This is a genomic window from Pseudomonas sp. 3B-A001-10F (genome assembly GCF_056313565.1).
The window spans coordinates 28,892-42,324 of sequence record NZ_JBQYFW010000008.1 but is presented as its reverse complement, the minus strand read 5'-3'; the positions used below and the strand labels follow the sequence as shown (position 1 = coordinate 42,324).

The window sequence follows — 13,433 nt, the reverse complement described above, 5'->3', positions numbered from 1 at the left end:
CGTTAAACAGAATCAGGCCAGAACGCGCGAATCCCCGCCACGCCTTGAGCCCCGCAATTCCAGGCTTTCTCCCGCTCCGCCGGACCAACCCCGCCCAACAGAAACACCGGTTTGCTGAAGCTTTCAATCAACGCCCCAGCCTGCTCCCAGCCAAGCGGCTGCGCATCCGGGTGCGTCAAAGTCGGCTGCACCGGCGACAGCGTGACGAAATCCACGCCCATCTGCTCGGCCAACGCCAGTTCTTCAGCGTTGTGGCACGACGCCGCGAGCCAGCGTTCCGCTGGTAACGGGCGCCCCGCCGCCGCGTATTTGCGCAGCTGTGCTGAGGTGATGTGCCAACCGGCAGAGGGGAAATCACCGAGCCATTCGAACGGCCCCTTGATCATCAGTTGCGCCTTGCCCGCACACAGCCCGGCCGCATCGACCGCCAGATCGCGATACTTGGGGTCATAGCCGTTCGGTGCGCGCAGCTGGATCAGTTTGATCCCGCCGGCAATCGCCTTCTGGATACCGCGCAGCAACGCCGGCGTTTCCAGTTCCTCCGGCGTAATCAAGTACTCCGCAGGCAAACGCGCGGCGGCAACGATCGGCTGGTTGGCGGCCGGGAATTCGTAGCTCGCCAGTTCCTTCGCCGTGACCCAGGCCAACGGCTGCCCTTCGGCACCGTGCGGTTCGCCGGTGAAGGCCGAGACTTCCCAGACATCCAGCAATACCTGTTTGTCGGGGTAATCGTGACGCACTTTGATCAGCGGGCGGGCTGAGCTAACTACTATGCCCAACTCTTCGTGCAGCTCACGGGCCAGTGCGCTTTCGACCGACTCGTCGGCCTCGACCTTGCCGCCGGGAAACTCCCACAGACCACCCTGATGTTGCGTGTCGGCGCGGCGGGCGATGAGGATTTTGCCACTGTTGTCACGAATGACCGCAGCGGCGACGTGTACACGTTTCACGGATTCAACTCCTCCAGTCCAGCCTTCTGCCATGCCTTGAAGGCGGGCCATTGGTAGACGGTTTCAACATAGGCTTCGTCGACGGCCGGCAGCGTCACCTGATAGGTGCGCAAACGCACCGCAATCGGCGCGAAGAAGGCATCGGCCAGACTCACCCGACCAAACAGGTACGGCCCGCTCTCGGTCGCGGCGGCGCGGCATTCGGCCCACAGTGCGAGCATGCGTTCGATGTCGACCTTCACTTCTGGCGGCACCGGGTTCAGCGGCGCGTCATGGTTGAGATTGAACGGCATATGATTGCGCATGGCGAAAAAGCCGCTGTGCATTTGGGCGCAGGCGGATCGCGCCTGGGCACGGGCGAATATATCTGTCGGCCAGAGTTGCTCGGACGGAAACTGCTCGGCGAGGTACTCGGCGATGGCTAATGAGTCAGCGATAGTGCCGCGCGAGGTTTGCAGCAGCGGGACCTTGGCAGTCGGCGAGTGCTTGAGCAGCAGCGCGCGGGTGTCGGGCTTGCCGAGTTTGATCAGTTCTTCGCTGTAGGGTGCGCCGGTCAGTTCAACGGCCAGGGCGGCGCGCAGGGACCAGGAGGAAAGCAGTTTGTCGCCGATGATCAGGTGCAGGGACATGGGTGTGGCGCCTTTTCGTCAGAGGAAGCTTCTAAACTTGTCGAGTCTGAACCATCGCTTTCGCGAGCAAGCTCGCTCCCACAGGTTCTTGGGTGTACACAGCATGTGTGAACGGCCGAAACCACTGTGGGAGCGAGCTTGCTCGCGAAGAGGCCGACAGCCCGCCCCCACCTTTTAGATCAAGTGCGGTATTCAGCGTTGATCTTCACGTATTCATGCGACAGGTCAGTGGTCCAGATGGTTTCGCTGCAATCGCCGCGACCCAGCTCGATACGGATGGTGATTTCTTCCTGCTGCATCACCGCCGAGCCCTGGGCTTCAGTGTAGGTCGCCGCACGGGCGCCACGGCTGGCAATGCACACGTCGCCGAGGAACACGTCGATCTTGCTCACATCCAGATCCGGCACGCCGGCGCGGCCGACGGCGGCGAGGATACGGCCCCAGTTCGGGTCGGAGGCAAACAGCGCGGTCTTGATCAGCGGCGAGTGCGCCACGGTGTAGCCAACGTCCAGGCACTCCTGATGGTTGCCGCCGCCATTCACTTCCACGGTGACAAACTTGGTCGCGCCTTCGCCGTCACGCACGATGGCCTGGGCCACGTCCATGCACACTTCGAACACCGCTAGCTTGAGTTTGGCAAACAGCTCGCCTTCGGCACGGGTGATTTCCGGCAGTGCAGCCTTGCCGGTGGCAATCAGCATGCAGCAGTCGTTGGTCGAGGTGTCGCCGTCGATGGTGATGCGGTTGAACGACTTGTTCGCGCCGTCGAGCATCAAGTTGTGCAGGACGTCGCGGGAGACTTTGGCGTCGGTGGCGATGTAGCCGAGCATGGTCGCCATGTTCGGACGGATCATGCCCGCGCCTTTGCTGATGCCGGTGACGGTGATGGTCACGCCGTCATGCTCGAACTGGCGGCTGGCGCCCTTCGGCAGGGTGTCGGTGGTCATGATCCCGGTGGCAGCGGCTTCCCAGTTGTTTTCCGACAGATCATCCAGTGCGGATTGCAGCGCGCCTTCGATCTTCTCGACCGGCAGCGGCTCGCCGATCACACCGGTGGAGTACGGCAGAATCTGGCTGGCATCAACGCCAGTCAGCTCGGCCAGTTTGGCAGTGGTACGTTCAGCGGCGGCCAGGCCAGGCTCGCCAGTACCGGCGTTGGCGTTGCCGGTGTTGGTCAGCAAATAACGCACGGCGTTCTGCACGCGTTTTTTCGCCAGGATCACCGGAGCCGCGCAAAATGCGTTCAAGGTGAACACGCCCGCCACGGTCGAGCCTTCGGCGCAACGCATCACAACGACATCTTTGCGCCCGGGGCGCTTGATGCCGGCCGAGGCGATACCGAGTTCAAAACCGGCAACCGGGTGCAACGTTGGCAAAGGACCAAGACCAACAGCCATGAATGCGCTCCTTACTCAATGATGTCAGCACCGTCACTCGCAGCGACGGTGGTTTAAATGGCAAAACGCCGCGACGGCAGGAGCCGGTCGCGGCGCGGGTATTTCAGCAGTTGAAACGGGGTTTACTGGATCTGCCCGTGGCAATGCTTGAATTTCTTGCCCGAACCGCAGTAGCACAGCTCGTTGCGGCCCAGCTTCTGCTCGTTGCGAACCGGCGCGGTAGCGAGGGCCACATCGACCTCTTCACCCAGTACTTCCGGTTGCTCCAGACCAGGGGCCTCGGCGTGTTCGAACTGCATGCGGGCGGCCAGTGCTTCGGCTTCCTGACGCAGACGTTGCTCTTCGGCTTCCGGATCTTCGCGGCGCACCTGAACGTGCGACAGCACACGGATCGAGTCGCGCTTGATCGAGTCGAGCAGTTCGGAGAACAGCGTGAACGACTCGCGCTTGTATTCCTGCTTCGGGTTCTTCTGAGCGTAACCACGCAGGTGGATACCGTGACGCAGATGGTCCATGGTCGACAGGTGGTCTTTCCACAGGTCGTCCAGCACGCGCAGTACGATTTGCTTCTCGAACGAGCGCAGTGCGTCGGCACCGGCCTGGTCTTCTTTCTCGTTGTACGCCGCCATCAGCTCGGTCATGAGCTTCTCGCGCAGGGTTTCTTCGTACAGGTGATCGTCTTCGTCGAGCCACTGCTGGATCGGCAGTGTCACGCCGAAGTCGCTGGCAATCGAAGCTTCCAGACCGGCCACGTCCCACTGCTCTGGCAGCGATTGCGGCGGAATGTGTGCGCTGACGGTAGCGTTGAGCACGTCCTGACGGAAGTCGGCGATGGTTTCACCGATGTTGTCGGCGGCCAGCAACGTGTTACGCATGTGATAGATCACTTTACGCTGTTCGTTGTTGACGTCATCGAACTCGAGCAGTTGCTTACGGATATCGAAGTTGCGGCCTTCAACCTTGCGCTGCGCCTTCTCGATCGCGTTGGTCACCATGCGGTGTTCGATCGCTTCGCCCGGCTGCATGCCCAGGGCTTTCATGAAGTTCTTCACTCGATCAGAAGCGAAGATACGCATCAGGCTGTCTTCCAGCGACAGGTAGAAGCGGCTGGAACCGGCGTCACCCTGACGGCCGGCACGGCCACGCAGCTGGTTGTCGATACGACGGGATTCGTGACGCTCGGAGGCAATCACCTGCAGACCGCCGGATTCCAGCACTTGCTGGTGACGCTTCTGCCAGTCGGCCTTGATCTGGGCAATCTGCTCAGGGGTCGGGTTTTCCAGCGACGCGACTTCAACTTCCCAGTTACCGCCCAACAGGATGTCGGTACCACGACCGGCCATGTTGGTGGCGATAGTCAGGGCGCCGGGACGACCGGCCTGCGCGATGATCTCGGCTTCTTTTTCGTGGAACTTGGCGTTCAGAACCTTGTGTTCGATGCCTTCCTTCACGAGCAATGCGGACATGTGCTCGGAGGTTTCGATGGTGGCAGTACCCACCAGCACCGGACGGCCGGCCGCCATGCTTTCCTTGATGTCCGCAACAATGGCCGCGTACTTCTCTTCGGCGGTCAGGAACACCAGGTCGTTGAAGTCTTTACGCGCCAACGGTTTGTTCGGCGGAATGACCATGACTTCCAGACCATAGATCTGGTGGAATTCGAACGCTTCGGTGTCGGCGGTACCGGTCATGCCGGACAGCTTGGTGTACAGACGGAAGTAGTTCTGGAAGGTGGTCGAGGCCAGGGTCTGGCTCTCGGCCTGAATGTTCAGGCCTTCCTTGGCTTCGATGGCCTGGTGCAGGCCTTCGGACAAACGACGACCCGGCATGGTACGACCGGTGTGTTCGTCGACCAGTACGACCTGACCATCCTGCACGATGTATTCAATGTTGCGATTGAACAGCTTGTGCGCACGCAGACCGGCATACACGTGGGTCAGCAGGCCCAAATTGTGTGCCGAGTACAGGCTCTCGCCTTCAGCCAGCAGGCCGACGCGGGTGAGCATGTCTTCGATGAACTGGTGACCGGCTTCGTTGAGTTCAACCTGACGGGTCTTCTCGTCAACGGTGTAGTGGCCAGCCTTGGTGACTTCGCCTTCGACTTCTTCAACGTGCAGTTCCAGCTGCGGGATCAGTTTATTGATCTCCATGTACAGCTTGGAGCTGTCCTCGGCCTGACCGGAAATGATCAGCGGGGTACGCGCTTCGTCGATGAGGATGGAGTCGACTTCGTCGATCACGGCAAAGTTGAGTTCGCGCTGGAATTTTTCTTCCATGCTGAACGCCATGTTGTCGCGCAGGTAGTCGAAACCGAATTCGTTGTTGGTGCCGTAGGTGATGTCGGCGGCGTAGGCCAGACGCTTCTCTTCCGGCGGCTGGAACGGCGTCACGACGCCGACGGTCAGGCCGAGGAATTCATACAGCGGGCGCATCCAGTTGGCGTCACGACGCGCCAGGTAGTCGTTCACCGTCACAACGTGCACGCCCTTGCCGGACAATGCGTTGAGGTAAACACCCAGGGTCGCTACGAGGGTTTTACCCTCACCGGTGCGCATTTCGGCGATCTTGCCTTCGTGCAAGGTCATGCCACCGACGAGCTGTACGTCGAAGTGGCGCATACCCATGATGCGCTTGCCGGCTTCGCGGGCGACCGCAAAGGCTTCTGGCAACAGCTTGTCGAGGGTTTCCCCTTTGGCGATGCGGGCCTTGAACTCAGAGGTCTTGGCGCGCAATTGATCGTCCGAAAGGGCCACCATTTGCTCTTCGAAGGCATTGACGAGCTGCACCGTCTTGAGCATGCGTTTGACTTCACGCTCGTTCTTGCTTCCAAAAAGTTTCTTTAACAAAGGCGCAAACATATCGGCAGGATCTTCCACACTAAAGGGATGGAGGGCGGCCCCGTGAGCGTCGCCCGTGCAGCCCTCATGGCCGCATGCGAACGAGCATTCTACCCGGAAACGGAAGTGAGGAAAGTGGCGATGTTCCACGATGCTGGCACTGCGCTTTGACGGGGCTCACTTAAAATAGGGGCGTTTTGCTCAACTTCAAGTCATACAAGGCAGAAGTTAGTCGTTGATTTAATGGGCAAAGCGAGGGCAAAAGCAATGGGCGAGTGATTTCGGCCTTTCTGCTACCATGGCGTTTCTGTTACTTCAGGTGTTCGATCATGGCATTTCGCCCTCTTACGGCCAGAGCACCCGCCGTTCTCCTGCGCGAAGCCAAGCCGCTCAAAGCCATCCTCGGTCATGCCCAACGACTGGGGCATTTGCAGCGTCTGCTCGAAAGCCAACTGCAACCCGCCGCCCGTGAACATTGCCATGTAGCGTCGTGGCGTGAGGGCAGTCTGTTGCTGATTGTCACCGATGGCCATTGGGCCACACGTCTGCGCTATCAGCAAAAACGCTTGCAGAGGCAGCTGCAGATGTTTGATGAGTTCGCCAGTTTGACGCGGATTCTGTTCAAGGTGCAGCCGCCGACCGTTCAACGCGGAGCGGCCGGGCACACGATGGATTTGTCGACGGATGCAGCGGCGACGATTCAGGCCACGGCGGACGGGATCACTGATCCGGGTTTGCGCGCGGCACTGGAACGACTGGCGGCGCACGCCAAAGCCAAGACCTGACAAATTCCCTGTGGGAGCGAGCTTGCTCGCGAATGCGGACTGTCATTCAACCTATGTGTTGCCTGACACGGCGCCTTCGCGAGCAAGCTCGCTCCCACAGGTTTCAGCGGCGTTTGCTGCCACCGAGTAAAGAGCCCATCAAGCCGCGTACCAGTTGTTTGCCGAGGTTATTGGCAGCCTGACGCATGGCTGACTTCAAGGCCTGCCCTGCTGCCGTACCCAGGAACTCTCCAGCCCTGTCCGCCAGACTCGGCTCTTGTGAAGCCGCTGGCGCTTCAGCCTCCGGCGCCAGCCCTTTACGCCCCATCAGAATTTCATACGCCGACTCACGATCGATCGGCTTGTCATAGCGGCCCTTGAACGGCGAGCCCGCAATCAACAGCGTGCGTTCGGTTTCGGTCAACGGCCCGATCCGCGACTGCGGCGGTGCGACCAGTACGCGCTGCACCATTTCCGGCGTGCCTTTCTCGGTCAGCGTGCCGACCAAGGCCTCGCCAATTCCCAGTTCAGTCAACACCGACAAGCTGTCGAACGCCGGATTCGGTCGGAAGCCGTCCGCCACCGCGCGCAGGGATTTCTGCTCTTTAGCGGTAAAGGCGCGCAAACCGTGTTGAATGCGTAAGCCAAGTTGCGCCAGCACGTCATCGGGCAAGTCCGCCGGCGATTGCGTAACGAAGTACACGCCAACGCCTTTGGAACGGATCAGCCGTACCACTTGCTCAAGTCGCTCCTGCAAGGCCTTCGGTGTATCGCCGAACAACAAATGCGCCTCATCAAAAAACAGCGCCAGCAGCGGTTTGTCGGCATCGCCGCGCTCGGGCAATTGCTCGAACAGTTCAGCCAGCAGCCACAACAGGAATGTCGCGTAGACCTTCGGCGCCTCGTGTACCAGTCGGCTGGCATCGAGCAAATGAATGCGCCCGCGACCATCGGCGGTCGGTTGCAGAATGTCTTCAAGTTGCAGTGCCGGTTCGCCGAACAAGGCTTCGGCGCCCTGCTGCTCAAGGATCGCCAGACGGCGTAGCAGCGCCTGACTGGAACCGGTGGTCATCAGCGCCGCGTCTTCACCCAACAGCTGCGGATTGTCCTTGAGGTGATTGAGCAGCGCTTTCAGATCCTTCAAGTCCAGCAGCAACAGGCCTTCGCGATCGGCGACCTTGAAGGCTGCATATAGCGCCGACTGCTGACTGTCGGTCAGTTCCAGCAAGCTGCCGATCAGCAACGGGCCCATTTCGCTCAACGTGGTGCGCAACGGATGACCGGACTCGCCGTGGATGTCCCACAAGGTCACCGGATAGGCCTGCGGCTTGTGGTTGAGCCACGGCATCCCGGCAATGCGCTCGGCCACCTTGCCCTGCGGGTTGCCGGCAGCGCCGAGGCCACACAGATCGCCCTTGATGTCAGCGGCAAATACCGCGACCCCGGCGTCGCTGAACGCCTCGGCCAAACGCTGCAAAGTGACGGTTTTACCGGTACCGGTGGCGCCCGCGACCAGTCCGTGGCGGTTGGCCAGGCGCATGGCCTGAGCGATCTGTTGGCCTGCGAGATCAGCGCCGATTACGAGTTGCGAGGAGTCAGGCATTTTGTCACCCAATGGTTAATCTTTGATTGCGCATGGCCGATAAAGAGGAGTGAGAGACCCCGACCACAAGTCAGGCCGGACATTTCCCTAAGGAGAGACGGAAATATCAGCTTGTTTTCACCCTTGCCCATTTTGCGCGCTTCTATAAAAGCATGCCCTGGACATTAAGACCTTAGCGGAACCCCAAGCCATGAACAAAAATCTGCGCTTCAGCCATAAAATTTTGCTTGCCGCCGCCCTCATCGTCATCGCCGCCTTCGCCTCGTTTACCTTGTACAACGACTGGTTGCAGCGCAATGCGATCCGCGATGACCTGAACAACTATCTCAACGAGATGGGCGAGGTCACTGCCGGCAATATCCAGACCTGGCTCAGCGGCCGCATTCTACTGATCGAGAACGCCGCCCAAAACATCGCCATCAACCCCGAGCCCGCCAACGTCGCCAGTCTGCTGGAACAGAAAAGCCTGACCTCGACGTTCATGGCGACCTATCTGGGCGATGCCACCGGGCACTTCACCATCCGTCCGGACACCAAGATGCCCGACGGTTTCGATCCGCGCGTGCGCCCTTGGTATAAAGGTGCCGAGGGCAGCAGCACCTCGACCCTGACCGAACCGTACATCGACGCTGCTACCGGCCAGTTGATCATTTCCATCGCCACTGCCTCGAAAAAGGCCGGCCAGAGCGTGGGTGTGGTTGGCGGCGACCTGAGCCTGCAATCGCTGGTCGACACCCTCGCCGCCCGGGACTTCGACGGCATGGGCTATGTGTTCCTGGTCAGCGCCGACGGCAAGATCCTCGTGCACCCGGACAAGGCCTTGGTGATGAAATCACTGAAGGAAGCCTATCCGCAGGACACGCCCCGCATCAGCAGCGACTTCAGCGAAGTCAACGTCGACGGCAAGACCCGCATCGTCACCTTCGCGCCGATCAAAGGCCTGCCGTCGGTGAACTGGTACATCGGGCTGTCGGTGGACAAGGATCAGGCCTTTGCGATGCTCAGCGAATTCCGCACTTCGGCAGTGATCGCGACCGTGATTGCCGTGGCAATCATCATTGCCCTGCTCGGCATGCTGATCCGCCTGCTGATCCAGCCGCTGCACGTGATGACCCGCGCCATGGAAGACATCGCCGATGGCGAAGGCGACCTGACCAAACGCCTGACCATCGTCAATAACGATGAATTTGGCGTGCTCGGTACCGCATTCAACCGTTTCGTCGAGCGTATTCACGGCTCGATCCGCGAAGTGTCGTCGGCCACCGGCCAGGTTAACGAAGTCGCCCTGCGCGTGGTCGCGGCATCGAACTCGTCGATGTACAACTCTGATCAGCAAGCCTCGCGCACCAGCAGTGTCGCCGCAGCGATCAACCAGCTCGGCGCCGCGGCGCAGGAAATCGCTCGCAACGCCGCCCAGGCTTCAAATCAGGCCAGCGACGCGCGCGGTCTGGCTGAAGACGGCCAGCAAGTGGTGGATCGCAGCATCAAGGCGATGAATCAACTGTCGAGCATGCTCAGCGCGTCGAGCAGCAACATCGAGTCGCTGAATAGCAAAACCGTGAACATCGGCCAGATTCTCGAAGTGATCACCAGCATTTCCCAACAGACCAACCTGTTGGCGCTCAACGCGGCCATTGAAGCGGCACGTGCCGGTGAAGCCGGCCGGGGTTTTGCCGTGGTGGCGGATGAAGTGCGCAATCTGGCGCACCGCACCCAGGAATCGGCGCAACAGGTGCAAACCATGATCGAGGAACTGCAAGTCGGCGCCCGTGAGTCGGTGAGCACCATGAGCGACAGTCAGCGTCACAGTCAGGACAGCGTCGAGATTGCCAACCTTGCCGGGGAGCGCTTGAACAGCGTGACCCAGCGCATTGGCGAGATCGACGGGATGAACCAGTCGGTGGCCACCGCGACCGAAGAGCAGACGGCAGTGGTGGAGTCGATCAATGTCGACATCACCGAGATCAACACGCTGAACCAGGAAGGCGTGGAGAACTTGCAGGCGACGTTGCGCGCGTGTTCGGACCTGGAGCAGCAGGCTTCGCGTCTGAAACAGCTAGTTGGCAGTTTCCGCATCTGAGATCAAAAGCCTACCCCCTCACCCCAGCCCTCTCCCCCAGAGGGGCGAGGGGGAAAGGGAGCCGATCGGGGGATTTTCCAGACCTGAGTTCGACTCAGGTCTCTCAAGTCGGTGTAACTCCAACATCCACCTCGGTCAGTCCCCTCTCCCTCCGGGAGAGGGTTAGGGTGAGGGCGCTCTTCAGCTACACCGCGCAATCCCGACCGAACATCTATTCTTGATAAAGGTCAACCAAGGGAGAACTACGCAACGGAGGGTTGATCACCGTGCATATCGCCGACATCACCATGTTCTACGCCCCGGCCAGCGGCGGCGTGCGTACTTATCTGGATGCCAAACACCGCCGGCTCGGAGTCAAATCCGGTACCCGCCACAGCCTGCTGATTCCCGGTGCGCACTTCGGCGAACACGACGGCGTTTACACGGTTCCCGCCCCCGCCCTGCCCTTCGGCAAAGGCTATCGATTCCCCCTTCGCCTCGCGCCATGGCGAAACGTCCTGCAGGATTTACAGCCCGATCTGATCGAAGTCGGCGACCCTTATCTGACCGCCTGGGCCGCCCTTGATGCGCGACGACAGCTGGATGTGCCGGTAATCGGTTTCTATCACTCGGATCTGCCCTTGCTGATCGGCAATCGCATGGGCCATTGGGTCACACCGAATATCGAGGCGTATGTCACCAGGCTTTACGGCAACTTCGATCGGGTTTTGGCACCCAGTCAGATCATGGCCGACAAGCTCAGCGGCCTCGGTGTACGCAATGTGTTCGTGCAACCGCTGGGCGTCGACCTGCAGACCTTTCACCCCAAAGCCCGCGACCCGCAACTGCGTGCAGAACTGGGCATCGCCGAAGACACCCGGCTGCTGATTTTTGCCGGACGCGGCTCGAAAGAGAAAAACCTGCCGGTATTGCTCAAATGCATGCAACGCCTCGGCCCGCGCTATCACCTGCTACTGGTCGGTTCGTCGATGCCCACCGCGGTGCCGGAAAACGTCAGTGTGATCGACGAATTCTGCCCCGCGCCACGCGTCGCGCAGTTGATGGCCAGTGCGGATGCCTTGCTGCATGCCGGCGACCAGGAAACCTTCGGCCTGGTGATCCTCGAAGCCATGGCCTGCGGCATTCCCGTGGTGGCCGTGGCCGCCGGGGCTTTCGAAGAGATCGTCACTGATTCCTGCGGCCTCCTGTGCGCACCGAACAACCCGCAAGCAATGGCCAATGCCGTGCGCGAACTGTTCAGTCGCGGCGGTAGCAAACTTGGCACACTGGCGCGCCAGCATGTCGAAACCCACTATGCGTGGGATACGGTGGTCGACAGTTTGTTGGGCCACTATCACGCCGTACTCGGACATACGCTGCCCAAGGTGGCCAATGGTTGAATCGATGAACGACCGCGCCGTCTTGCTGGTGCTGCACGACGTCGCTCCGTCGACGTGGGCGGATTACCAGCCGTTTGTCGAGGCCGTCGACGCCTTGGGCAACGTACCGATCACGTGGCTGGTCGTTCCGAATTTCCACCGGCACAACGCCCTCGACGATCACCCGGCATTTTGCCGACGGCTCGATGAGCGCGTCGCCCGTGGCGATGAGTTGGCGTTGCACGGTTATTTCCACGATGACCAGGAGCCCGGCCCGACGACGCCGCACGACTGGTTCATGCGCCGCGTTTACACCCATGAAGGCGAGTTTTACCGTTTGTCCCGGGAAACCGCCCTCGCTCGCCTGCGCACCGGCATCGAAGTCTTCCAGCGCCACGACTGGCCACTGCACGGTTTCGTTGCCCCGGCGTGGTTGATGAGCAACGGCACCCGCCAGGCCCTGCGCGGTTTGCCCCTGTGCTACACCAGCGATCCGCAGCATCTGTATCGACTGCCGGATTTCACCGCGATCGATGCGCCGGGTCTGGTCTGGAGCGCTCGCAGCGCCTGGCGAAGGGGCCTGTCGAAGATTGTCAGCGAGCAGCGTCAACAGCGTTGGCGTCGGGCGCCGATGATTCGTCTAGGCTTGCATCCCGTGGACATGCGCCACGGTTTTTCCCGTGATTACTGGCTGCACACCCTCGAACGACTGCTGAGCGAAGGACGCGTACCGATGACCAAAATCCACTGGCTCGCCCAACAGCGCGGTCAACTGGGAAGCGCCGCATGAGTCGCGGCATTCTCTTGCTGATCGGCCTGCTCGCGGCGGTGCTGATTCCGGTTGTGCTGGGTGGCGGCGACACCTGGGCGCGGCTGCAGAGTTTCCCGTTGCACTGGCTGTTGATCATGTTCGGCATGATCCTGCTTTGCTGGGGCATCAATACCTTGCGTCTGCGCCTGCTACTCGGTGATCAGCGCGAGCGCGTCACGCCGCTGCAAAGCCTTGGTGTAGTGATGGCCGCCGAATTCGCCTACTGCGCGACTCCCGGTGGCAGCGGCGGGCCGTTGACGATCATGGCCCTGTTGGCCCGCTCCGGCGTGCGGCCGGCGCGGGGCAGCGCGGTGTTTGCCATGGATCAGCTCAGCGATTTGCTGTTCTTTCTCTGCGCCCTCAGCGGCATTTTGATTTATGCGCTGTTCCAGCACCTCAGCGATCGCCTCGAGTGGTTGCTGACCGTCAGTGCGATTTCGCTGTTCGGCGGTTTATTCAGTTGTGTGCTGGTCGCGCGCTATCACCGCACCTTGATTCGCGTGAGCGGTCGCCTGCTGGCAAGGATGAACGTCAAGGCCAGTACCCGCCGTCGCTGGGCGCGCAAGTTGCTGCATTTTCTCGCGGCGTTTACCGATACATTGAAGTTGCCCTGGCAAACATTGATCAAAGTATTCGCCCTGACGTGTGTGCATTGGTTGCTGCGCTACAGCGTGCTGTATCTGGCGCTACGCGGCCTGGGCGCGGACTTGCAGTGGGCGTGGAGTTTTCTGGTGCAGATGCTTTCGCTGGGCGCCGGGCAATTCAGCCTGCTGCCGGGCGGCGCGGGGGCGGCGGAGTTGACGTCGGCAGCGTTGCTGGCGCCGATGGTGGGGAAATCCACTGCAGCGGCGGCGATTCTGATTTGGCGGGTGGTGACGTATTACTTTTATCTGCTGGTCGGGGGGCCGGTGTTTTTGTTGATGCTGGGCCGACCGCTGTTGAGGAAACTGATGAAGGTGGGGCAGGCTTGATCGTCCGGTCGCGCCCCGTGCCTTTGGCTGCGC

The 13,433-nt window shown here is 60.8% G+C and carries 10 protein-coding genes and 2 pseudogenes; 6 read left to right on the top strand and 6 right to left on the bottom strand.

Going from position 1 to position 13,433, the window contains the following annotated elements; genetic code table 11:
* Positions 1–2: 2 nt before the first annotated feature.
* The 4 genes from AC0ZWN_RS10180 to secA form a co-directional block, all read right to left on the bottom strand.
* The gene (locus AC0ZWN_RS10180; RefSeq protein WP_476334955.1) at positions 3–950 is read right to left on the bottom strand and encodes a Nudix family hydrolase; all 948 of its coding nucleotides are present in this window, start codon (positions 948–950) and stop codon (positions 3–5) included.
* Complete coding sequence (locus tag AC0ZWN_RS10175) at positions 947–1,579, bottom strand: glutathione S-transferase family protein (protein ID WP_476334954.1); 633 nt, start codon at positions 1,577–1,579, stop codon at positions 947–949. The genes AC0ZWN_RS10180 and AC0ZWN_RS10175 overlap by 4 nt, the downstream gene beginning before the upstream one ends.
* 179 nt (positions 1,580–1,758) lie before the next feature.
* The gene (argJ, locus tag AC0ZWN_RS10170; protein WP_476334953.1) at positions 1,759–2,976 is read right to left on the bottom strand and encodes a bifunctional glutamate N-acetyltransferase/amino-acid acetyltransferase ArgJ; all 1,218 of its coding nucleotides are present in this window, start codon (positions 2,974–2,976) and stop codon (positions 1,759–1,761) included.
* A 122-nt stretch (positions 2,977–3,098) separates the two neighbouring features.
* Positions 3,099–5,834 (bottom strand): preprotein translocase subunit SecA, encoded by a 2,736-nt coding sequence (secA, locus tag AC0ZWN_RS10165; protein WP_476334951.1) that lies wholly within the window; start codon positions 5,832–5,834, stop codon positions 3,099–3,101.
* A gap of 308 nt (positions 5,835–6,142) precedes the next feature.
* On the opposite strand from secA, the gene AC0ZWN_RS10160 reads away from it, so the two are divergent.
* Positions 6,143–6,598: a DUF721 domain-containing protein gene (locus AC0ZWN_RS10160; RefSeq protein ID WP_038366691.1), complete on the top strand. Its 456-nt coding sequence runs from the start codon at positions 6,143–6,145 to the stop codon at positions 6,596–6,598.
* Positions 6,599–6,606: 8 nt separating this feature from the next.
* Here AC0ZWN_RS10160 and AC0ZWN_RS10155 read toward each other — a convergent pair.
* Positions 6,607–6,705 (bottom strand): annotated as a pseudogene (locus tag AC0ZWN_RS10155) (metal ABC transporter ATP-binding protein); the annotation flags it as partial.
* Positions 6,702–8,180, bottom strand: coding sequence for a helicase HerA-like domain-containing protein (locus AC0ZWN_RS10150; protein ID WP_476334950.1), 1,479 nt, complete (start codon positions 8,178–8,180; stop codon positions 6,702–6,704). The pseudogene AC0ZWN_RS10155 and the gene AC0ZWN_RS10150, both read right to left, overlap by 4 nt.
* 190 nt (positions 8,181–8,370) lie before the next feature.
* On the opposite strand from AC0ZWN_RS10150, the pseudogene AC0ZWN_RS10145 reads away from it, so the two are divergent.
* The 5 genes and pseudogenes from AC0ZWN_RS10145 to AC0ZWN_RS10125 all read left to right on the top strand — a co-directional run.
* A pseudogene (locus AC0ZWN_RS10145) lies at positions 8,371–9,402 on the top strand (cache domain-containing protein); the annotation flags it as partial.
* A 93-nt stretch (positions 9,403–9,495) separates the two neighbouring features.
* Positions 9,496–10,260: a methyl-accepting chemotaxis protein gene (locus tag AC0ZWN_RS10140; protein ID WP_371043227.1), complete on the top strand. Its 765-nt coding sequence runs from the start codon at positions 9,496–9,498 to the stop codon at positions 10,258–10,260.
* 266 nt (positions 10,261–10,526) lie between these two features.
* Positions 10,527–11,639 (top strand): glycosyltransferase family 4 protein, encoded by a 1,113-nt coding sequence (locus AC0ZWN_RS10135; RefSeq protein ID WP_460129964.1) that lies wholly within the window; start codon positions 10,527–10,529, stop codon positions 11,637–11,639.
* The gene (locus AC0ZWN_RS10130) at positions 11,632–12,408 is read left to right on the top strand and encodes a DUF2334 domain-containing protein (protein ID WP_476334948.1); all 777 of its coding nucleotides are present in this window, start codon (positions 11,632–11,634) and stop codon (positions 12,406–12,408) included. Before AC0ZWN_RS10135 ends, AC0ZWN_RS10130 begins: the two co-directional genes overlap by 8 nt.
* Complete coding sequence (locus AC0ZWN_RS10125) at positions 12,405–13,400, top strand: lysylphosphatidylglycerol synthase transmembrane domain-containing protein (protein ID WP_476334946.1); 996 nt, start codon at positions 12,405–12,407, stop codon at positions 13,398–13,400. The genes AC0ZWN_RS10130 and AC0ZWN_RS10125 overlap by 4 nt, the downstream gene beginning before the upstream one ends.
* Positions 13,401–13,433: the final 33 nt, after the last annotated feature.

Excerpts from the sequence above, each read along its gene's own strand:
- AC0ZWN_RS10160 (WP_038366691.1), top strand. The coding sequence starts at position 6,143 with ATGGCATTTCGCCCTCTTACGGCCAGAGCACCCGCCGTTCTCCTGCGC.
- argJ (WP_476334953.1), bottom strand. The coding sequence starts at position 2,976 with ATGGCTGTTGGTCTTGGTCCTTTGCCAACGTTGCACCCGGTTGCCGGT.
- secA (WP_476334951.1), bottom strand. The coding sequence starts at position 5,834 with ATGTTTGCGCCTTTGTTAAAGAAACTTTTTGGAAGCAAGAACGAGCGT.
- AC0ZWN_RS10150 (WP_476334950.1), bottom strand. The coding sequence starts at position 8,180 with ATGCCTGACTCCTCGCAACTCGTAATCGGCGCTGATCTCGCAGGCCAA.
- AC0ZWN_RS10130 (WP_476334948.1), top strand. The coding sequence starts at position 11,632 with ATGGTTGAATCGATGAACGACCGCGCCGTCTTGCTGGTGCTGCACGAC.
- AC0ZWN_RS10175 (WP_476334954.1), bottom strand. The coding sequence starts at position 1,579 with ATGTCCCTGCACCTGATCATCGGCGACAAACTGCTTTCCTCCTGGTCC.
- AC0ZWN_RS10125 (WP_476334946.1), top strand. The coding sequence starts at position 12,405 with ATGAGTCGCGGCATTCTCTTGCTGATCGGCCTGCTCGCGGCGGTGCTG.
- AC0ZWN_RS10140 (WP_371043227.1), top strand. The coding sequence starts at position 9,496 with ATGTACAACTCTGATCAGCAAGCCTCGCGCACCAGCAGTGTCGCCGCA.